Origin of the sequence: Nitrobacter sp., assembly GCF_051535235.1 — a bacterium.
Taxonomy (GTDB): domain Bacteria; phylum Pseudomonadota; class Alphaproteobacteria; order Rhizobiales; family Xanthobacteraceae; genus Nitrobacter.
The window spans coordinates 159730-179331 of the sequence record NZ_JBPPLZ010000005.1; the positions used below are offsets into that span (position 1 = coordinate 159730).

General features: G+C 63.3%; 18 protein-coding genes and 1 riboswitch. Of the genes, 11 read left to right on the plus strand and 7 right to left on the minus strand.

From position 1 onward, the window contains the following. Positions 1-335: 335 nt before the first annotated feature. The 5 genes from ACS3WA_RS09205 (at position 336) to ACS3WA_RS09225 (ending at position 5751) form a co-directional block, all read left to right on the plus strand. A complete protein-coding gene (locus ACS3WA_RS09205) occupies positions 336-1250 on the plus strand; it encodes an ABC transporter permease subunit (protein ID WP_438278228.1) in 915 nt (304 codons plus the stop codon). A gap of 40 nt (positions 1251-1290) precedes the next feature. After that, complete coding sequence (gene livM, locus ACS3WA_RS09210; protein ID WP_438278229.1) at positions 1291-2649, plus strand: high-affinity branched-chain amino acid ABC transporter permease LivM; 1359 nt, start codon at positions 1291-1293, stop codon at positions 2647-2649. Then, positions 2649-3482: an ABC transporter ATP-binding protein gene (locus ACS3WA_RS09215; RefSeq protein WP_438278301.1), complete on the plus strand. Its 834-nt coding sequence runs from the start codon at positions 2649-2651 to the stop codon at positions 3480-3482. The genes livM and ACS3WA_RS09215 overlap by 1 nt, the downstream gene beginning before the upstream one ends. A 145-nt stretch (positions 3483-3627) precedes the next feature. Beyond that, the gene (locus ACS3WA_RS09220; RefSeq protein ID WP_438278230.1) at positions 3628-4362 is read left to right on the plus strand and encodes an ABC transporter ATP-binding protein; all 735 of its coding nucleotides are present in this window, start codon (positions 3628-3630) and stop codon (positions 4360-4362) included. 267 nt (positions 4363-4629) lie between these two features. After that, on the plus strand, positions 4630-5751 hold the full coding sequence (locus ACS3WA_RS09225) for a branched-chain amino acid ABC transporter substrate-binding protein (protein ID WP_438278231.1): 1122 nt from the start codon (positions 4630-4632) through the stop codon (positions 5749-5751). Between the two features lie 357 nt (positions 5752-6108). Here the strand turns inward: ACS3WA_RS09225 and ACS3WA_RS09230 are convergent, their stop codons facing one another. Next, positions 6109-6843: a cytochrome c biogenesis CcdA family protein gene (locus tag ACS3WA_RS09230; RefSeq protein ID WP_438278232.1), complete on the minus strand. Its 735-nt coding sequence runs from the start codon at positions 6841-6843 to the stop codon at positions 6109-6111. Positions 6844-7276: 433 nt separating this feature from the next. On the opposite strand from ACS3WA_RS09230, the gene ACS3WA_RS09235 reads away from it, so the two are divergent. Both ACS3WA_RS09235 and ACS3WA_RS09240 read left to right on the plus strand, forming a co-directional pair. Then, a complete protein-coding gene (locus tag ACS3WA_RS09235) occupies positions 7277-8275 on the plus strand; it encodes a P1 family peptidase (protein ID WP_438278233.1) in 999 nt (332 codons plus the stop codon). A gap of 224 nt (positions 8276-8499) precedes the next feature. Continuing rightward, positions 8500-8754, plus strand: a complete 255-nt coding sequence (locus tag ACS3WA_RS09240) for a hypothetical protein (RefSeq protein ID WP_438278234.1) — start codon at positions 8500-8502, stop codon at positions 8752-8754. 44 nt (positions 8755-8798) lie between these two features. Here the strand turns inward: ACS3WA_RS09240 and ACS3WA_RS09245 are convergent, their stop codons facing one another. Both ACS3WA_RS09245 and ACS3WA_RS09250 read right to left on the minus strand, forming a co-directional pair. Beyond that, entirely contained in the window at positions 8799-9953 is a 1155-nt protein-coding gene (locus ACS3WA_RS09245; protein WP_438278235.1) for an outer membrane beta-barrel protein, read from the minus strand. A gap of 181 nt (positions 9954-10134) precedes the next feature. Continuing rightward, a complete protein-coding gene (locus tag ACS3WA_RS09250; RefSeq protein ID WP_438278236.1) occupies positions 10135-10908 on the minus strand; it encodes an EF-hand domain-containing protein in 774 nt (257 codons plus the stop codon). A 259-nt stretch (positions 10909-11167) separates the two neighbouring features. Between ACS3WA_RS09250 and rpe the strand changes: the two genes are divergently transcribed. Beyond that, entirely contained in the window at positions 11168-11869 is a 702-nt protein-coding gene (gene rpe, locus ACS3WA_RS09255; protein WP_438278237.1) for a ribulose-phosphate 3-epimerase, read from the plus strand. 171 nt (positions 11870-12040) lie between these two features. Further along, a riboswitch (cobalamin riboswitch) is annotated at positions 12041-12237 on the plus strand. A gap of 107 nt (positions 12238-12344) precedes the next feature. After that, on the plus strand, positions 12345-14423 hold the full coding sequence (locus tag ACS3WA_RS09260; protein ID WP_438278238.1) for a TonB-dependent receptor plug domain-containing protein: 2079 nt from the start codon (positions 12345-12347) through the stop codon (positions 14421-14423). 133 nt (positions 14424-14556) lie between these two features. Here ACS3WA_RS09260 and ACS3WA_RS09265 read toward each other — a convergent pair whose 3' ends face one another. Together ACS3WA_RS09265 and ACS3WA_RS09270 are read right to left on the minus strand one after the other, a co-directional pair. After that, positions 14557-15207 carry a peptidoglycan-binding protein gene (locus tag ACS3WA_RS09265; RefSeq protein WP_438278239.1) on the minus strand — a complete coding sequence of 217 codons (651 nt, stop codon included), beginning with the start codon at positions 15205-15207 and terminating at the stop codon, positions 14557-14559. Continuing rightward, entirely contained in the window at positions 15200-17092 is a 1893-nt protein-coding gene (locus ACS3WA_RS09270; protein WP_438278240.1) for an ATP-binding protein, read from the minus strand. The genes ACS3WA_RS09265 and ACS3WA_RS09270 overlap by 8 nt, the downstream gene beginning before the upstream one ends. Before the next feature lie 317 nt (positions 17093-17409). Between ACS3WA_RS09270 and ACS3WA_RS09275 the strand changes: the two genes are divergently transcribed. Together ACS3WA_RS09275 and ACS3WA_RS09280 are read left to right on the plus strand one after the other, a co-directional pair. Continuing rightward, a complete protein-coding gene (locus tag ACS3WA_RS09275) occupies positions 17410-17817 on the plus strand; it encodes a DUF5330 domain-containing protein (protein WP_438278241.1) in 408 nt (135 codons plus the stop codon). Between the two features lie 220 nt (positions 17818-18037). Continuing rightward, positions 18038-18466 (plus strand): SufE family protein, encoded by a 429-nt coding sequence (locus tag ACS3WA_RS09280; RefSeq protein WP_438278242.1) that lies wholly within the window; start codon positions 18038-18040, stop codon positions 18464-18466. 17 nt (positions 18467-18483) lie between these two features. Here ACS3WA_RS09280 and ACS3WA_RS09285 read toward each other — a convergent pair whose 3' ends face one another. Next, entirely contained in the window at positions 18484-19113 is a 630-nt protein-coding gene (locus ACS3WA_RS09285; RefSeq protein ID WP_438278243.1) for a DUF6456 domain-containing protein, read from the minus strand. Beyond that, a complete protein-coding gene (locus tag ACS3WA_RS09290) occupies positions 19100-19483 on the minus strand; it encodes a helix-turn-helix domain-containing protein (protein WP_438278244.1) in 384 nt (127 codons plus the stop codon). Before ACS3WA_RS09290 ends, ACS3WA_RS09285 begins: the two co-directional genes overlap by 14 nt. Between the last annotated feature and the right edge of the window lie 119 nt (positions 19484-19602).

The following is a 19602-nucleotide window of genomic DNA, read 5'->3' on the forward strand; positions in this document are numbered from 1 at the left end:
AAACTCGGGCGGACAATTGAAACCCTTTATTTACCTTAATCGGCCGGTCGGACCTGTGGACAACATGCGGGAAGCGCCGCCTCCGTTGGGGGAGTTTTGAGAGCCTCGGGAACTTCCGGTTGAGGCTGATCGACCCTGTTTTTGCGGACCGCCCTCCTGCCGCCCGGAACTTGCAGGGTGCAAGAGGAAGACGCCGGACGCCGGGATATCGCCCCTGCGGTTGCCGCACCCCGTTGCCACTGTTAGACATTGATTCAAGACGCGCCGGTCGGGCTGCCGGGCCTCCATCGCCCGCGTCTGATCTGGCCGCGTTCGGGGACACGCAACGGCAGCGCATGGATTATTTCGCCCAGCAACTGATCAACGGCCTCGTGCTCGGCTCGATCTACGGCCTGATCGCGATCGGCTACACGATGGTCTACGGCATCGTCGGCATGATCAATTTCGCTCACGGCGACATCTTCATGATCGGCGGCTTCATCGCGCTCATCACCTTCCTGATCCTGGTATCGATGGGCCTCTCCGCCGTGCCGCTGATCCTGCTCATTGTGCTGCTGGTCTCGATGGCGGTCACCGCCGTCTACGGCTGGGCCGTCGAGCGCATCGCCTACAGGCCGCTGCGGCACTCGTTCCGCCTCGCGCCGATGCTGTCGGCGATCGGCATGTCGTTCGTGCTGTCGAATTTTTCGCAAGTGACGCAGGGCGCGCAGGTCAAGCCGATACCGCCGCTCATTACCGGCGGTCACAGCCTGTACGAACAGGGCGATTTCACCGTGCGGCTGTCCAACGTGCAGATCGCCGTCGTGCTCACGACAGTCGTGCTGCTCGCGATCTTCACCTGGGTGGTGTCGCGCACCCGGCTCGGCCGCGACATGCGCGCCTGCGAGCAGGATCAGACCATGGCGGCGCTGCTCGGCGTCGACGTCGACCGCACCATCTCGATGACCTTCGTAATCGGGGCGGCGCTCGCTGCCGTCGCAGGCATCATGTACCTGCTCTATTACGGCCTCGTCGATTTCTACATGGGCTTCGTCGCCGGCATCAAGGCATTCACGGCGGCGGTGCTCGGCGGAATCGGCTCGCTGCCGGGCGCGATGCTCGGCGGTCTCGCGATCGGATTGATCGAGACATTCTGGTCGGCCTATTTCTCGGTCGAGTACAAGGACGTCGCCGCCTTCTCGATCCTCATCGTCGTGCTGATCTTCATGCCGACCGGCCTGCTCGGCCGGCCCGAAGTCGAAAAAGTCTGACGGACCCGACGTGGCAGCGCCAGCTTCGAGACAACCGACCATGGCGCGCGAACCGGCCATTGTTTTTATTTTGAAGAAATCCGTCATCAGCGCTTTCGTGGCGCTGATCCTGTTTTCCCTGATGGTCGGCATCCGCACCTTTCCCGGCGAAACCGGGCAACTGACTTACGAAACGCGCTTCGCCGAACTCGCCATGATGGTCGGTGTCGTGTTCGCCGGCAGCATCTTGGTCGAACTGTTTCGACTGTGGTGGGGGCCGGCAGACCCTGCGCGCAGTATTCCGCCGCCGCTTCAGGCCGGTCTCCGCATCGCGGGCCGGCTGCTCGGACCGGCGCTCCTGATCTTTACGCTTCTCGTTCCGGTGATCTTCTACGACAATCGCTACATTCTCGACCTTGCGATCCTCGTGCTGACCTACGTGATGCTGGGATGGGGCCTGAACGTGGTGGTCGGTCTCGCCGGTCTGCTCGACCTCGGCTATGTGGCCTTCTACGCGGTGGGCGCCTATTCCTTCGCGCTGCTCGCGCAAAGCGGCCTGCCGTTTCCGCAGATTACCGACAGCTATCCCTATATCTCCATCGATTTCCTGCAGCTCGGCCCGTGGGCATTCTGGGTGCTGTTGCCGATCTCCGGGCTGCTGGCGGCGTGCTGGGGCGTGATGCTCGGCTTTCCCGTGTTACGGCTGCGCGGCGACTATCTGGCCATCGTCACGCTCGCGTTCGGCGAGATTATCCGCCTCGTCATCATCAACTGGCAGAGTCTGACCGGCGGCCCTAACGGCATCAGCGGCATTCCGCGTCCGACGTTCTTCGGCATTCCGCTGACGCCGGGCGACAGCGGCCTTGCCGCAAAACTCGGGATTCCATTCTCGCCGACGCACCGCATCGTGTTCCTGTTCTATATCATTCTTGCGCTGGCGCTGCTGACGAACTGGGTGACGATCCGCCTGCGCCGCCTTCCCATCGGGCGCGCCTGGGAAGCGTTGCGCGAGGACGAGGTCGCCTGCCGCGCGCTCGGCATCAATACCACGACGACGAAATTGACGGCATTCGCCACCGGCGCCATGTTCGGTGGTTTCGCCGGCGCGTTCTTCGCGACCCGTCAGGGCTTCATCAGCCCGGAATCCTTCACCTTCCAGGAATCGGCGCTGGTTCTCGCCATCGTCGTGCTCGGCGGCATGGGCTCGCAGCTCGGCGTCGCGCTCGCAGCGCTGGCCATGATCGGCGGCTTCGAACTGTTCCGCGGCTTCGACCAGTACCGTATGCTGGTGTTCGGGGCCGTGATGGTGCTCCTGATGATCTGGCGTCCGCGCGGCCTGATCGGGCACCGGTCGCCAACCGTTTTTCTTGAGCACAACCGGGCGATCTCCTCCGACCTCGTCAAGGAAGGCCACGGATGATCGGCGGCGACGACATCCTCGCCGTCGAGCACCTGTCGATGCGCTTCGGCGGCATCGTCGCGGTCAACGACCTGTCTTTCGCCGCGCAGCGAAACAGGATCACCGCGCTGATCGGGCCGAACGGCGCGGGCAAGACCACCGTCTTCAACTGCATCACCGGCTTCTACAAACCGAGCGGCGGTTCGATACGGCTGGCGCAGGCCGGTGGCGGCGTCCTGCGCCTCGAGCGGCTGAATGACTTCCGTATCTCCAAGCTGGCGAAAGTTGCGCGCACCTTCCAGAACATCCGCCTGTTTCCGGGAATGACGGCGCTCGAGAACCTGATGGTCGCGCAGCACAACACGCTGATGCGCGCATCGGGTTTCACGCTGCTCGGCCTGCTCGGCCTTCCCTCCTGGCGCACCGCAGAGCGCGACGCGATCGATCGGGCGCGATCCTGGCTCGATCGCATCGGCCTGCTTCAACGCGCCGATGACGCCGCCGGAAACCTGCCCTATGGCGACCAGCGCCGCCTTGAAATCGCGCGCGCGATGTGCACCGAGCCGGTACTGCTCTGCCTCGACGAGCCCGCCGCGGGCCTCAACGCACGGGAAAGCGCGGCGCTCAACGAACTCCTGCTGGCGATCCGCGACGACCATGGCACCTCGATCCTGCTGATCGAGCACGACATGTCGGTGGTGATGGAGATTTCCGACCACATCGTGGTTCTGGATTACGGCGTCAAGATCGCCGACGGCGCGCCGCGCGCCATCCGAGACGATCCCAAGGTGATCGCGGCTTATCTCGGCACCGACGAGGACACCGCCGCCGCCGTCATGGAGGACGACGCATGATGGCCTCGCGCACAGGTATCCGGGCGCGATGTGGCGCTTCGGCGCTGCTTTGCGGAATCAAGACATTCACGAACCCTGCGCGCCGCCACGGCTCAGCAAAGCAACGCTTCGCATTGCTTTGCGTCCGCGGCGCGGAGGCCGTGTGATGAGCCAGCCACTTCTCGTCATTCGCGGGCTCCGCGCGGCCTACGGAAAGATCGAGGCGCTGAAAGGCGTGGACCTCGTCATCAGTCCGGGCGAGATCGTGGCGCTGATCGGCGCCAATGGCGCCGGCAAATCGACGCTGATGATGACGATATTCGGCCGCCCCCGCGCCAAGGCGGGCAGCATCGAATTCGACGGCCGCGACATCACCGGCATGGCGACCCACGAGATCGCGCGCATGCGCATCGCACAGTCGCCCGAAGGACGGCGGATTTTCCCACGCATGAGCGTCGCCGAAAATCTGCAGATGGGCGCCGACGCAACCGAGTCGGGCGAAAGCGACCGCGCGGCGAGCCTCGATCGCGTGCTGACGCTGTTTCCGCGCCTCAAGGAACGCCTGACCCAGCGCGGCGGCACGCTGTCCGGCGGCGAGCAGCAGATGCTGGCCATCGGCCGTGCGCTGATGAGCCGTCCGCGACTGCTGATGCTGGACGAGCCGTCGCTCGGCCTTGCGCCTCTGATCGCCCGCCAGATTTTTGATGCGATCCGCAGGCTCAATCGCGAGGACAACCTGACCGTTCTGGTGGTCGAGCAGAACGCCAACCATGCGCTGCGGCTGGCGCATCGCGGCTACGTCATGGTCAACGGCCTCATCACGCTCAGCGGAACCGGCGCTGAACTGCTGGCGCAGCCGGAAATTCGCGCGGCCTATCTGGAGGGCGGCCGGAAGATCTAGTGTGGTGGTTCAGAAGTTCGCTTCATTTTCCCGGCAAGTCCTCCCGGCAAGTCCGTCAAGCGAACTTCGGAATCGGGACACTAGGGCTTGCTCGGATCACCGGCGGATGGTCGCATTCGTCCGGCAACATAGCAAAACTCCGTTCGAATGCGGCGGCCGGATGTCGCGCAACCTCAAATTGCCGATGACTTCGCCGCCGATTCAGCCGACAATGGTGTTGGTTCGCACCGCGCCGGACCCTCCGTAACATCATCGCGAGGACCACGTATGACATCCTTGAAGCTCATCGGCCTGGCCCTGGGAGCGTCGCTCGCTCTGTCGACGGCCGCGTTCGCGCAGGACATCACAATCGCAGTGGCCGGCCCGATGACAGGCGGCGAATCCGCGTTCGGCCGCCAGCTCAAGAACGGCGCCGATCAAGCGGTGGCCGACCTGAACGAGGCCGGCGGCGTGCTTGGCAAAAAGCTCGTTCTGTTCGTCGGCGACGACGCCTGCGATCCGAAGCAGGCACGCTCTGTCGCGGAGAAGATCGCGAGCCAGGGCATTCCATTCGTCGCGGGGCATTACTGTTCGTCCTCGTCCATCCCGGCCTCGGAAGCCTATGCCGACGGCAACGTGCTGCAGATCACGCCCGCTTCGACCAATCCGCTGTTCACCGAGCGCAAGCTTTGGAACGTCGCCCGGGTCTGCGGCCGCGACGATCAGCAGGGCCTAGTCTCCGCCGAGTACATTCTCAAAAATTACAAGGGCAAGAACGTCGCCATTCTCAACGACAAGACGACCTACGGCAAAGGCCTCGCTGACGAAACCAAGAAGGCGCTCAACAAGGCCGGCTTCCAGGAGAAGATGTTCGAGTCCTACAACAAGGGCGACAAGGATTTCAGCGCGATCGTCTCGCGCATGAAGCGCGACAATATCGACCTCGTGTTCGTCGGCGGTTATCATCAGGAGGCCGGGCTGATGGTGCGCCAGATGCGCGATCAGGGCATGAAAACCGTTCTGATGGCGGGCGACGCGCTGGCCGACAGGGAATTTGCCTCGATCACCGGCCCGGCCGCCGCGGGCACGCTATTCACCTTCGGCCCCGATCCGCGCAAGAAGGCGACAGCCAAGGCGATCGTCGATCGATTCAAGGCCAAGGGCGTCGATCCCGAGGGCTACACCCTCTACACCTATGCGGCGATGCAGGTGTGGGCACAGGCCGCCGCCAAAGCCGGCACGACAGATCCGATGAAGGTCATGAAGGTTCTCAAGGCGGGCGCGTGGGACACTGTCCTCGGCAAGCTGGAATTCGATGCCAAGGGTGACATCAAGCAGATCGACTACGTCGTCTACAAATGGGACGACAAGGGCAATTACGCCGAACTCGACCCCGGCAAGGGCACCTGAAATAATATTCCTTTATTAATTACCGAGACATTCAACGCCCCGGTTCGCCGGGGCGTTTGTTTGTCAAACGCAGGCTCTGATCGCGCAAGCCAAAAGCGTTTTCAAGCGAAGTGGCTTACCGGTTCGCGTAAAGAAAACGCGTCGGATCAAAAAATATAAGAGCCCCGCTTCTGATTCCATCAGAACCGGAAAGGCTCTAGCCTGATGGGATTCCCCGGCCGTATTCCGGAAGCGGCGCGGAGCGCCGAAGCCTGAATCCAAAACCACTTGCCTTTCAATCTTTCTCGCGCAGGAGGTATGGATTCCCGACGAGCGCTGGCGCGGCTTCGGCAATGACGGCGAGGGCTTTTGAGAACCTCACCCGAAATTCTGCAGCGCCGGAAAAGTCTCCAGCAGCCAGATGCTGACGTTCGAGATCGAGCCGGTGAGAAACGCGATGCCCGTCAGCACCATCAGCACGCCGATCCCCCGCTCGATGGCGGTGAGATGGCGTTTCATGCGATTGAACAGCGAAGTGAACCGTTCGATCATGAACGCCGCCAGCAGGAACGGAATGCCGAGTCCCGCCGAATAGACCGCGAGCAGCCCGGCTCCCTTCACGACCGTGGCCTCCGCCGCCGCGACCGACAGGATCGCCGCAAGGATCGGCCCGATGCACGGCGTCCAGCCGAATGCGAAGGCGAGCCCCATCACATAGGCGCCCCACAGGCCAATCGGCTTCGGCGCGGTGAGCCGTCCTTCGCGCATCAAAAATCCGATCCGCGTCAGTCCCAGGAAGTGCAGTCCCATCACGATGATGACGATGCCGGCGACGATCGACAGTTGCGCCGACCAGGCCCGGATGAGGCTGCCGATGAAGCTGGCGCTGGCGCCGAGCGCGACGAAAACCGTCGAAAATCCCAGCACGAACGTCAAAGCGGCCAGCATCACGGCCCGCTTCGAAGCCTTGGCCGTCTCGTCGTTGGAGACATGTTCGATGGTCGCGCCGGTGAGATAGATCAGATAGGGAGGGACCAGCGGCAGGACGCAGGGTGACAGGAAACTGACAAGGCCCGCGACCAGCGCGGCGGGAATTGAAACGTCGTGAATCATGAGGCTACTTGCCCTGCGATGCCGTCCTGACGCAAGAGCTTCGCTTCCTTCCGACTGCGTTTGTGATCGAACCGTGATCGGTTGACCCGGCTGCGCACATGCGTCATCTGGCCAGCAGGTCCCCAGCGGCCTGGTGTGGGAGTTCAGATTTTCGTTTCATTTCTCTGCAAGTCCTTCAAACTCTCTGCAAGTCCTTCAAACGAATTCCGAACTTAAACCACCCTAGAATCATTGGTTTGCTGGTGTCCTTTCGAATCCGGAGTTCGCTAGGCCCGCGCCACTCGGGGAGACGCACCTCAGATTCGGGACGCTAGAGCATGATTCCGAAAAGTGGAAACCGGTTTTCCGAAAAGATCATGCTCAAACAAAAAGATAACCGACGAGTCTGATTCAACGCAGTTGAACCAGACTCTAGCCCTTAAGAGGCCGAACCATGAAGAACCTGCTCACCGACATTCCCGGCGTCCGTGTCGGCCACGCCGACGATGCAGCGCTCGCCTCCGGCGTCACGGCGATCCTGTTCGATTCTCCAGCCGTCGCGGCGATGGACGTGCGCGGCGGCGGGCCGGGCACGCGCGACAGCACCCTGCTCGATCCCGTCAACACCGTGGAACGGGTCGACGCCCTGGTGCTGTCAGGTGGCTCCGCTTTCGGGATCGAGGCCGGCGGCGGCGTTCAAGCCTGGCTCGCCGAACGCGGGCGGGGCTTCGTGATCCGCGACGCCGTCGTCCCCATCGTGCCCGGCGCGGTGTGCTTTGATCTTTTGAACGGCGGCGACAAGCAATGGGGCCGTTTTGCGCCCTACCGCGATCTCGGCTACGCCGCCGCCGCGGCGGCGGCAGACGACTTCGCGCTCGGCAGCATCGGTGCCGGACTCGGCGCCACCACGGCCAACTTGAAGGGCGGCCTCGGGTCGGCTTCGGCTACTACGCCAGGCGGCGTGCAGGTGGCGGCGCTGGCGGTGGTCAATGCGGTCGGCAGCGTCACGGTCGGCGACGGCCCCTGGTTCTGGGCCGCGCCATTTGAATCCGGCGGAGAATATGGCGGGCGCGGACTGCCGCCGTCGTTCACGCCGGACATGCTGACCATGCGATTGAAGGGCGGCCCTGCGGCAACCGGAAGCGAAAACACCACGCTGGCGGTCGTCGTCACCGACGCCGAACTCACCAAACCGCAGGCACGACGGCTCGCGATCATCGCGCAGACCGGATTCGCGCGGGCGATCTATCCGGTGCACGCCCCGCTCGACGGCGATGTCGTCTTTGCTGCTGCTACCGGAGCGAAGCCGATCGAACCGTTCATTGGATTGACTGAACTCGGCATGGTCGCAGCCAACACCGTGGCCCGCGCGATCGCACGCGGCGTCTACGAGGCCACTGCGCTGCCGTTCAAGGACGCGCTGCCGGCATGGAAGGATCAGTTTGAACGATAAGAATTTTTCAATGCACCTACCTACTGAGCGCGCCGGACGCGGTTGCACGGGATGCAGGATTTTTGCTGATGTAATGCGGTATCAATTTAAAGTATAATACGTATATATACTTGATATTCATGCTTAATTTAAGGTTAGTTTACAGTATAGCTTGAGACGACGCTGTGACCGGCCGATGCTCTCCCGGTGCGCGCTGTCGCGCATGTCAACAGTGGAGAAACGTCATGAAGAAGATTCTCGTTCTCGCCGCGGTCGCCAGCACCCTCATGGCTGCGCCAGCTTTCGCCAAGGGCCAGGGCATCGGCATCGGAGCGAACGTGCTGACCGGCCGCGGCGGCGTGGTCGGCCTGCTCGACGGGCGCGGCGCGCTGGTCGTCAACACCGCGGTCACCACCGGCAAGAGCGGCGTACTCGGCGCGGTGCTCGGCCGCAGCAATGTGCTGGGCGGGCTGCTCGGCGGCGGATGCGGCTGCCACTGAACATCGATGGGAGCGGGCGGGGGCAACCTCGTCCGCTCCCGCGGTTACGCGCCCGAGCCTTTGTCCAACACCGGCGGCCTCGCGGAAAAGCGCTTCGTGATCGACGACGTGACCACAAGCCCGTTCACGTCGTCGCCCGAGATCAGCGAGCCCTTCGCATAGGCGACATCGATGCCGAGCGTCAGGTCGTCGTCAATGTCGCGGGACGCGCCAAGGCCGCAGGTCAGCGTGCGCGCATGGAACGGCGAGTCCAGATAGTCGGACGCCGCATAACCGACCGAAGCCGCCAGCGTCACCTTCGGTTCCACGGTCCACGAAACCTTCGCCGAGTATGCGGTATCGATGGTAATCGGCGAGATCGGGAACGTGGTTTCGCCAGCGCGACGCCACGCGGTCAGATCGATTTGAAAAGGCGCTGCGCGCCAGGCCAAACTTGCATCGAACAGCGTGCGATCGACGTTGGTGAAATCCGGATCGTGCCACCTTCCGTATAACCGCGAGACCGAGACAAACGCGCTCACGGCATCGCCTCGATATTTCGCAAACAGAAACGGCTGCACCCTCTCGTTATTGCGACGATAGCCAAACACGTCGAATTCCTGCAGATAGTGCCGCACCGACAGGTTCACGGACGCACCGAGTTCGGACTTGCCACTGACGAGACTGACGCCGGGGATCAGCGTGCCACGCAGATACTGTTGCGGATCGGGAAGAAAATCCTGAAAGATCGCATTGGTCTGGTTCAGGCTCGAGCGGCCTCCTTCCGCGGTCGCGAACAGCTTGATCGACCGGTATCGGGCTTCAGCCCTCACCGACTGGATCAGATCGGTCGAGCGCAAATTGTAGGTGCTGGCGTCGGCAATGGTCGATGTGGAATCCAGCTTGAGATCATCGTCGCCGATCGAACCGCGCAGGATCACCTTGCCGCCGCGTGAGGGCGTCAACAGTGGCTGGACGTAGTGCGTCGTACTGGCTTCCGCCGCGACGCCCAGCGTATAGCCGTCGGCTTTCGTTCCCGCCGCCAATGCCGTGTCGGCGGCAACGAACGCACTGCCGCTGCCCTGCCCGGTCGAAAACAGCGGGTTGGAATCGAAACCGCCGCGCAACCGGAACGAAGCGGTGAAGTCGTCTTCGGCGAAAGCGTGGGAGCCGATGAGGCCGAGACAACCTGCGAGCAGAAATACTTGTGGTAGATACATACGCTCCTCGCAATACTTTGCAGAGGAAACGATTACTTGACGCGTATGGTTATCGGATCATGAAAATCGGCAGCGGCTGCGCAGTGATACGGATGCGGCGAACCCAAGGCTACCATTGGCCGCAACAGCGACGGTTACCGGATTTCCCGACTGCAGCGCAGCTATCCCGGCTCGGCTTCAGCTAGACGCTGACCGAGAGCGATTGAGTAGCTGCCGCGGAAATCTCCTCGGTTTCACGCTGGATTGCCTGCTGCATGAGGCTGTAGGACGATGATGCGGTGCCTGATGTCGACGAGGACGGCGGCGACGTCAGCGTCACCTGAGTTCCATCCGCAAGCGTGGTCGTGGTGGTGACCGATCCGTCGCTGTTGGTGGTCGAAGTCGACGGGTCGATCGCCGAGAGCAGTGAATCGGGACTAGCCCCGCTGGCACCGCTCGATCCGTCCGCGCTGCCGGAGCCATCCGAACTCGCGACATGGTGATGGCCATGACCGCGTCCGTGTCCACCCGCGCCCTTCAGGGCGGAGGACATCTCATCGAGGTTCACGGAGCCGTCGCCATCGGTATCCAGCTTGCCGAACACGTCGTCGGCCTGCGCCAGATTGGTGCCACCGGCGCCGAGCGCACTTTCGAATTCGGATTTGCTGATGCGGCCGTCGCCGTCGCCATCGATCTGCGAGAACAGATCCTGCAACGCGCTGGAGGCGCTGGCGCTTGGCGCGCCCGACGACTGCCCCTGGGCAGCAAGCAAGGCGCTCATGGTCGCCGGCGAGATGCAGGCTCCCGACCCGCCGCCCGAAGCCGTTGGCCCCGTCGGGCTCGCCGCACTGCTGGTGGGATCGAATGATGCCGGTGCAGGCTGGCCGACCCCGGTCTTGACCTTCGCGGAGGCCGACGACGTCAGCGATTGAAATGCTTCGATCGCCGATGACACGGCCCCTAAGGCAAACAGCATGGCCCAACTCCTGATACAGCTTCGCGCGTGGCGTGCCCGTTCCGGCATCAATCGAGCAAATGCCGTGCCATCACGAAAATGCCGATAAATGTGGAATTTCCACGCAACGTCCCGGCGAGACCGGGCAGAACATGCCGTCCGCGGCAGAACTTGCCGCCGCCTGCGTCGCCCCGATCAGTCGATGCCGCGCATTGCCCCCGGGCGCGGCCCATGTTAGGCGAGGCTCTCTCAAGCCCCGCAGAAACTCCCGGAAACGTTCATGTCTCAGACTTTTGCGCCGCGTCCTCTCGTCATCGCACCGTCGATCCTGGCCTCGGACTTCTCGAAGCTGGGCGAGGAGGTTCGCGCCGTCGATCAGGGGGGCGCCGACTGGATCCACCTCGACGTGATGGACGGCCATTTCGTGCCGAACATCTCCTACGGCCCCGACGTCATCAAGGCGATGCGCCCGTACACGAAGAAGATCTTCGACGCCCACCTGATGATCTCTCCCTGCGATCCCTATCTCGAAGCCTTCGCCAAGGCGGGTTGCGACCACATCACGGTTCACGTCGAGGCCGGGCCGCATCTGCATCGCTCGCTGCAGGCCATTCGCAACCTCGGCAAGAAGGCCGGTGTCACGCTCAATCCCGCGACGTCGCTCTCCACCATCGAATACGTGCTTGATATGGTCGATCTCGTGCTGGTGATGTCGGTCAACCCCGGTTTCGGCGGCCAGAAGTTCATTCCCTCGGCGGTCGACAAGATTCGGGATTTGCGTTCGATGATCGCCGGGCGGCCGATCGACATCGAGGTGGACGGCGGGGTCGGACCTGACGTCGCGGGCGAACTCGGCGCGGCCGGCGCCAACGCCTTCGTGGCCGGCTCGGCGGTCTTCAAGGGCGGCACGATGGAATCCTACAAGGCCAACATGGATGCCATCCGCAACGCCGCCGCCGCGGCGCGGGGCGAACTGGTCTGACGCAAGCGCAGTCCTGACCGCGCATCACTCCCGGCCATGACAGACACAAGCCCGCCGAGCAGGCGGGCTTGTTCACGCCGGCGACAACTCCCGCCCTGCTGCGGATATGCAACGTCAACGGGAAAAGCCCCGGCGCAACCGCGCCGTCAATTGACATCGACTTTGATCCCCTCCAAACAGATCGACGACGGTTCTCCCTTGGGAGATCAAAAGGGAACGTGGTGCGGGATCATCCCAACGCCACGGCTGCCCCCGCAACTGTAAGCGGCTAATCTGCGTCACAAGCCACTGGGGAATCTCGGTCCCGGGAAGGCGACGCAAGGTCACGATCCGCGAGCCAGGAGACCTGCCGTCAGCCGTGGTCACACGCGAAGATGTCGGTCGGGGACTACAGACATCCGCTTCACCGGGCCGCAGGGCTTTCGTGAAACCTCGTTCGCTGTGACGTGCCACCGCCGTCTGCCGAGGTTTCCTCATGTCCGCCGTCATTTTTAATCGCAGAAGCCTGTTTGCCTCCACCCTCCTCGCATCCGTGGGATCGGTCGGCCTGAATGCGCCAACTTTCGCGCAGCAATCCGCCTCCCCCAACCTGCTGCCGCCGATCCAGATCGCGCCCCCGCCGGCGAGAAGCGCGGATATGCCGCCGCCTGCCCGCCGCGCAGCATCGCATGCGCGGCGCGCGGCGCGTGCTGCTCCTCAGCAACTTCCGGCCGGCGACGCCGCCGCGCCCGGCGCGACAGCTCCGGTGGTGGTGAGCCCGACGGGAATCGTGACGCCGGCCTCCCAGTTGGCAAGCTCCGTCACCATCGTCACCGAGCAGGATATCCAGACCCAGCAATACCGCACCGTCCCCGACATCCTGAATACGGTCCCCGGCTTGAACGTCATACAAGCCGGCGGACCAGGCGCCCAGACCTCGGTCTTCATGCGCGGCACCAACGCCAACCACACCAAGGTGCTCCTCGACGGAATCGACATCGGCGATGTCGGCAACGCGAACGGCGCGTTCGACTACGCGCATCTTCTTGCAGCCGACATCCAGCAGATGGAAATCCTCCGCGGCCCGCAGAGCGGACTCTATGGTTCCGACGCGATCGGCGGTGTCGTCTCCATCATCACCAGGAAAGGAGAAGGCCCACCGCGCGCCACGGCCTCGATTGAGGCGGGCTCGTTCAACACCTTCAACCAGACGCTCGGATTGAGCGGCTCCGAACAGAACTTCAACTACGCGGTCAATGTCGCCCATCTCCATGCCGGAGACATTCCCGTGACTCCGCCGGAGCTTCTGCCGCCGGGGCGGAAGGCGATCGGGAACAACTACGACAACAAGACCTATTCGACCAAGCTCGGGGTCGATCTCAATGACAACCTGACCGTCAATTCGGTGGTTCGTTATATCGACACGACACTGCTGTTCACCGGAGACAGCGGATTTCCAAGTTTCCCCAATGCCGCGCAGAGCACGCACGCCGTCCAGCAACTCTTCAACCGCGAAGAGGCGGTATGGTCGCTGTTCGACGGACGCATAAAAAACTACTTCGGCGTCAACTATACCAACAGCAGAGCCTACGACATTGGCCCCGGAGATCCGGTTGGAAAAACCACCACTGGCGAACGCCTCAAGCTGGACTGGCACGCCGTGGCCGAGATCGCGCGCGACAACAACCTGATCGTCGGCGCCGAGCAACAGACCGATCGCATCGAGACCACCGACTTGACGGCCCAGAACGGCAACAAGGCCGGCTTCATCGAACTGCAATCTGCTTTTGCGAAATGGTTCTTCCTGGTCGCGAATGTCCGAGAAGATTCCAACGACCGCTTCGGCGAGCATATGACCTATCGGGTCGCGCCGGCGGTCATTCTTCCCGTCACGGAGACGAAACTGAAGGCGAGCTACGGCACCGGATTCAAGGCGCCGTCGCTGAGCCAGTTATATCAGGACTATCCGGCCTTCGGTTTCTTCGCCAACCCCAACCTGAAGCCAGAGGAAAGCACGGGCTACGATGCGGGTTTCGAGCAGCCTCTGTTCAACGACCGCGTGCGGTTCGGTTCGACCTACTTCCACAACGACCTCACCAACCTGATCGACTACAACGACACGTTCACCTCACTGGTGAACGTCAACCGCGCGACGACGGAAGGCACCGAGACGTTCGTCTCCGCCCAGATCACCGGCCGTTTCGGCATCCGCGCCGATTACACATTCACCCGCGCCGTCGATGCTGCCACCGGCCTGCAACTGTTGCGCCGGCCCAAGGACAAGTGGAGCGTGACGGGGACATGGCTCCCCCTCGATCAGTTGACCTTGTCGGCGACGGTGCTTCATGTCAGCAACTGGATCGACGTCACCCGCGACGGCTCGGCCTCCGGCATTGTCGCGCCCGGCTATACGCTCGTGAACCTGCGCGGCGACTACGCCGTCAACGACCAGATCAAGCTCTTCGCGCGGGTCGATAACCTCTTCGACCGCCGCTACCAGAACCCGACCGGATTCCTCGCGCCCGGCCTCGGGATTTTCGGAGGAATCCGGGTGGCGAGTTACGGAGTGCAGTAGGTTTCGAAGGACAATCGGCGGCGATCACAGATGCGCAATTGCGCATCTGGGGAATCCAGTTATCCGAGAATTATTGACTACTGGATTCCGGGTCGTCGCTTCACGACGCCCCGGAATGCGAAGCAGCCACGCTTTAATCAATGGGCCGTCCGGTCATGGCGACGAGTTCTCGCACCAGGCGGTCAGACATCTGTCCGGTCACCGGCAGCCGGCGAGCCTGCTCGAATTTCCGGATCGCGGCCTGGGTGTCGGTCCCGACCGTTCCGGTCGGCTTCAACTGGCCGTAGCCGTATTCGGTCAAGGTCCGCTGAACCGAGGCGACACGACGTGTCGCGTTGATGAGATCGGCAACGGGATCGCCATGCGGCGCAGCCGCGACCGGCGCCGGCGAACGCGCACCCTGCCCTGATGCCGCACGCGACGGTGCAGCCGACTGGGCAGGACTGGCGGAAGGAGCTTCGGACGATTCAGCCGGCCGTACGCTGGCCGTATCCGCCTCGACCGGCCGGGGCCGCGGCAGCGGATTGGCCTGCGGCAATGCCAGCGGCGTCGCGCCGCTCGATCCGAACATCGGCGACGGATGATGACCGGCCTGCATGAACATGGCATTGGCGACGATCACGCCGACGGCGGCAAAGGCAAGCGACCCCGCAAGCAGGTCCTTCGGACTGTGCAGCAGAATGCGCATGGCGAAGCCGCGTTCCTCGTCAGCTTCGCCTCTCCCGGCAGCCACGCTGCGGCGGCGCGGCCGGATCAAATCTCCTCCGACAGCTTTTCTAGGCACTCTTCTTCACCCGATGACCTTGATCCTGTTTGCCGGGACGCGGCGACGGCGTCAGCGTCGCGATGTTGTCCGATGACGGCTCGACTTCGGACATGAACGTCAGCGGCAACGTGACGGTCACCGTGGTCCCCTCCTCCACCTTGCTCTGCACATCGATCTCGCCCCGATGCAAGGCGACGAGACTCTTGACGATCGACAGTCCGAGCCCGGTCCCTTCGTGACGCCGCTGGTAGGTTTTTCCAGCCTGGAAGAAGGGATCGCCGATCCGCTTGAGGTCCTCCTGCGCAATGCCGACGCCGTTGTCCATCACGCACAGCATCATGCGCGCCCCCTCGACGCGGGCCGAGACCGTGACCCGGCCGCCGCGCTCGGTGAACTTGATGGCGTTCGATACCAGGTTCAGAACGATCTGCCGGAACGCGCGCGGATCGCCGGTGATCTGCGGCAAATCCTCCGGAACGCGGGTGACGAGTTCGATGCCGTTGTCGCGCGCCTTGAGCGCAAGCAGACTACCGCAGTTGAGCAGCATCTCACGCGGCGCAAACGGCTCGGGCACGATCTCGAAGTTTCCGGATTCCATTTTCGACATATCGAGGATGCTGTTGACCACCGACAACAGATGCTGGCCGGAATCGTTGATGAGCTGGGCATACTCCTTGCGCCGCGCCGCATCGATCAGCAGAGCATCCTCCTGAACCATCATCTCCGAAAAGCCGATGATGGCATTGAGCGGCGTTCGCAGTTCGTGGCTCACGGTTGCGAGAAACCGCGACCTGGCGGTGTCGGCGCGTTCGGCCGCGGCTCGTGCCAATTCCAGCGCATGCTCCTGATGCTTCCGCTCGGTGATATCACGCATCACCGCGACGACTTCGGGTTCATCGGAGATTGTTGCGGCGGAGGCCGGCTCGAGCGGACGGCATCGCATTTCAACCCATATGAAGTCCGCCGGATGGCGCGCCTCTCGCTGCGGACCTCGCGTAGTTTCGCGCCTGAGCCTGAATTCGACGCTTTGTGCGTCGTTGCCGAGCGCGGCCGCCGCGAGCGCGGTGAGATAGGCCGGGCGGTCGGCCACATGAACCCGCTCGAACAGGCCGTGATCCCGCAATTCCGATACGGGCACGCCGAGCAGGACTTCTGCGGCAGGCGAAATGAACTGCACGGCGCCGTTGCGCCGGTGACGCGAAATCACGTCGCTCATGTTGCGCGCCAGCAGGCGATAGCGACCTTCCTCGACGTTCAGCAGCGACGTTCCGGTGCGCGCCAGCGCCTCGGCACCGAACGCAATTCCCGCCGCATAAAGCGTCGCGGACGCAATGCCGGAAGCCATCAGGACGCTGTGCGCGGTCGCGTCGGAGTCCAGCGACGGCAGGACGCCGAGGTAGCTCATCGCGATCAGCGCGAGCGCGCACGAAACCGCAAGCGCCGATGCGAACCCGATAACGCGGCGGGAAGCGGACAGCGCCGCTTCCAGTGGAATCAGGGCAAGCCAGATCGCCGCGAACGATCCGATTCCGCCGGTCGCAATCGCGATCATCATGACAAGGCCAGCGAGCGCGATCGACGACAGCACGTGCGCGTCTTCGTAACGGCCGGTCCGCGACAGGAAATAGGCGAGCAGGATCGGAACGACGAGCCAGGCGAAAGCCAGCACTTCCAGCGCCGTCGGCGCACCGCGGATCGCAAGATAGACCGGAAACGCCGCGAACGCGACGAGGCTTCCCAGGAGACGCGGCCCCATGAATGCCCGATGACGCGCCCGCGTCAACGCATCGTATCGCGCCGACGGATGCAGCAGGGCGTCGAGACAGTCCTGGATAAGGGTCAATGCGGTCACGTCGCTCGCGCTTCGGCCGACGTCGTAGCAGACGCGCCGGAACGCCTCCATTTTCGTTGGCGCAACGTGTCAGAGTGAACTTAAGCGAACGCTAAGGCCGTCCGGTCCGTGACGAAACAACGCGCGCGGATGCCGTTTTCCCGGCCGCCGACGGCGGCATTCGACGAGAATGGTGAACGCAAGGTTTCCAGCGTGCGTGGACGGCGCATCAATCGAAAATTTACGCCGAATCGAATTCCGCCGCCGTTCGTATGATTTTCTTCGCGGTAAAGACTGGGGACACACCTGCGATTCAGCACCGCCTGATACGGAAGGGGACAGATTGCGGAATTCAACGCAACGGGGTGAAAGACACATAGGGACGCGACATGTTTTTCCTGCTTCGCATGGCCTTCTGGCTCGGGCTGGTGCTCGTGCTGCTGCCGAGGGACAACGCGCCCGAGGCGAACAAGGGTCCCCAGATCAAAGCCTCCGAGGCCGTATCGGCCGCGACGGCGGCCGTCTCCGACATGAGCCAATTTTGCACGCGCCAGCCGGCCGCTTGCGAGGTCGGCGGCCAGGCCGCGGTCGCAATCGGACAGCGCGCGCAGGATGGCGCGAGAAAGCTGTACCGGATCATCACCGACAAGCGCGCGCCCGACCATACGGGCTCGATCGGGGCCATGGCCTCGAACGAAGGAGCAACCTCCGGGGAAACGCAGCATGACACGCTGACGCCGGAGGATTTGCAGGCGGAATGGCATCTTGTGGTCCCAGCCACCGTCACGGCCAACTAGCCTGCTCGGGAAATGGAGTGATCTTCGGGGCGCCACAGGCACGGAACAATTTCCGCAATGATCGCCGCGCCCGTATCGATTTTACCCGCCGGGCGTCTTATATAGGGCTGACGGTTCAATTCCAGCATTCGAATGCCGTGCGCCGTGTCAGCGGGTGCTGTTCGGATGCCGGAATGATGGAACCACGGGCAACACCGCATACATGGACACCTGGGCCTGAATGACGATCGACGAGATCAGGGACAACTTCGAGCTGCTGGAGGAATGGGACGACCGCTATCGGTACGTCATCGAGCTCGGACGCACCCTCCAACCGATGAGCGAAGCCGAACATTCCGCCGCCAACAAGGTTCAGGGCTGCACCAGCCAGGTCTGGCTGTCCCTCAAGACCGGCCGCGACGCCGACAACGATCCGGTGCTGACCTATGTCGGCGACAGCGACGCGCATATCGTGCGCGGCCTGGTCGCGATCCTGCTGACGCTTTATTCCGGCCGGAAGCCGCAGGCCATTCTCGATACCGACGCGATCGCCGTCTTTGACGAACTCGGCTTTCGCGAGCATCTCACGCCGCAACGTTCGAACGGGCTGCGCGCCATGGTCGAGCGCATTCGCCGGGACGCGCGGGAAGCGCTGGCCGACGCGGTCTGATCCGACAATGCGCGTGTTTACCTGCTGGTAAAGGCTGCGTCGCTCGCGAGCCATGTGCGGACATGCGCGCTCGCCTCGGCTCGCCCAGCGTTCCCCAGGCCGTAGTGCCGCGCCAGCCTGTCCAGCGCCAGTTGCAGCACGACTTTGGCAGATCGCGGCGGCCAGCCGCGCTCGCGCTCGACATCTTCGAGCCCGCGCAGAAAGCAGCAGACATCCATCAGCAGGCCGGAAAATTCCGGTCCGCACGCCTGCATCGCCAACCGCACCCGCTGCCGCGACGCGACGATCAGATCGGTCATCTCGCAAGGGCCTGCTCCGGACCCGCGCGGTCGTCCTCCGGTTGGCGCCGACCAGTTCGAGGTCACCCGCGGCGTCAGATTCCCGCGCGTAAAATCCGCGCGCAGCCGTTCGCCGGCTGCGAACTGATCGCGGCTGATCATCGCGCAGCCATCGCGGCCCTTGCGACGCGCCAGCCAGGCGAGCGGACTCTCGCTGTCGTTGGCCATCACCGTCGCAACGCCTGCGTCGGTCATGATCTCGCGCTCGGCAAGCGCGAGATGCTGCGCGCGAAACCGATCGACGACTTCGGCCGTGCGGCTCTTCGGCCGACGCGTCGACTTGCCGACGCCGCGATCAGAGGCCGACATCGGGCGTTCCATCGAGGCGGGCACCGGGAGCCGCGCATATCGTTTCGAGCAATGCGAGACGGCGGTCCTGTTTCTCGTCGTCGCGGCTGTCTTCGACAACGCGGCATGCGTGGGAGACCGTGGTACGGTCGCGGTCGAAGGCGCGTCCGATCGCTTGGAAACTCAGGGCGAAACCGACATGGGCCAGATACATCGCCACCTGCCTGGCATATGCGGCGCATGGCGAGCCGCGCGTGGGCGACATGAGGCTTGCGGCATCGAGCCCGAATTCGTCGGCCACCAGCGCCGCGATACCGTGACAGATCTGCTTTGCCGGAACGGGCGGCCGCTGGATGAGCGCGGGCTGCCTGGACAGATGGGTCAGAAGCATGGAACCTCCGCTATAGGAATATATTCACATATCCTATAGGGCCATTCCACCCCCGGGGATAACATTTTTCAAAGAAAACGGGGCATCAGCAAGGCTGCCGAAGGGTCGATTCAGATATT

What these genes read in the sequence shown, in the direction of transcription:
- ACS3WA_RS09285 (WP_438278243.1), bottom strand. Translation starts at nt 19,113, where the DNA reads ATGTCGGCCTCTGATCGCGGCGTCGGCAAGTCGACGCGTCGGCCGAAG.
- ACS3WA_RS09280 (WP_438278242.1), top strand. Translation starts at nt 18,038, where the DNA reads ATGACGATCGACGAGATCAGGGACAACTTCGAGCTGCTGGAGGAATGG.
- ACS3WA_RS09260 (WP_438278238.1), top strand. Translation starts at nt 12,345, where the DNA reads ATGTCCGCCGTCATTTTTAATCGCAGAAGCCTGTTTGCCTCCACCCTC.
- ACS3WA_RS09230 (WP_438278232.1), bottom strand. Translation starts at nt 6,843, where the DNA reads ATGATTCACGACGTTTCAATTCCCGCCGCGCTGGTCGCGGGCCTTGTC.
- ACS3WA_RS09290 (WP_438278244.1), bottom strand. Translation starts at nt 19,483, where the DNA reads ATGCTTCTGACCCATCTGTCCAGGCAGCCCGCGCTCATCCAGCGGCCG.
- ACS3WA_RS09235 (WP_438278233.1), top strand. Translation starts at nt 7,277, where the DNA reads ATGAAGAACCTGCTCACCGACATTCCCGGCGTCCGTGTCGGCCACGCC.
- ACS3WA_RS09270 (WP_438278240.1), bottom strand. Translation starts at nt 17,092, where the DNA reads ATGGAGGCGTTCCGGCGCGTCTGCTACGACGTCGGCCGAAGCGCGAGC.
- ACS3WA_RS09240 (WP_438278234.1), top strand. Translation starts at nt 8,500, where the DNA reads ATGAAGAAGATTCTCGTTCTCGCCGCGGTCGCCAGCACCCTCATGGCT.
- ACS3WA_RS09245 (WP_438278235.1), bottom strand. Translation starts at nt 9,953, where the DNA reads ATGTATCTACCACAAGTATTTCTGCTCGCAGGTTGTCTCGGCCTCATC.
- ACS3WA_RS09275 (WP_438278241.1), top strand. Translation starts at nt 17,410, where the DNA reads ATGTTTTTCCTGCTTCGCATGGCCTTCTGGCTCGGGCTGGTGCTCGTG.
- ACS3WA_RS09205 (WP_438278228.1), top strand. Translation starts at nt 336, where the DNA reads ATGGATTATTTCGCCCAGCAACTGATCAACGGCCTCGTGCTCGGCTCG.
- ACS3WA_RS09225 (WP_438278231.1), top strand. Translation starts at nt 4,630, where the DNA reads ATGACATCCTTGAAGCTCATCGGCCTGGCCCTGGGAGCGTCGCTCGCT.
- rpe (WP_438278237.1), top strand. Translation starts at nt 11,168, where the DNA reads ATGTCTCAGACTTTTGCGCCGCGTCCTCTCGTCATCGCACCGTCGATC.
- ACS3WA_RS09250 (WP_438278236.1), bottom strand. Translation starts at nt 10,908, where the DNA reads ATGCTGTTTGCCTTAGGGGCCGTGTCATCGGCGATCGAAGCATTTCAA.
- livM (WP_438278229.1), top strand. Translation starts at nt 1,291, where the DNA reads ATGGCGCGCGAACCGGCCATTGTTTTTATTTTGAAGAAATCCGTCATC.
- ACS3WA_RS09220 (WP_438278230.1), top strand. Translation starts at nt 3,628, where the DNA reads ATGAGCCAGCCACTTCTCGTCATTCGCGGGCTCCGCGCGGCCTACGGA.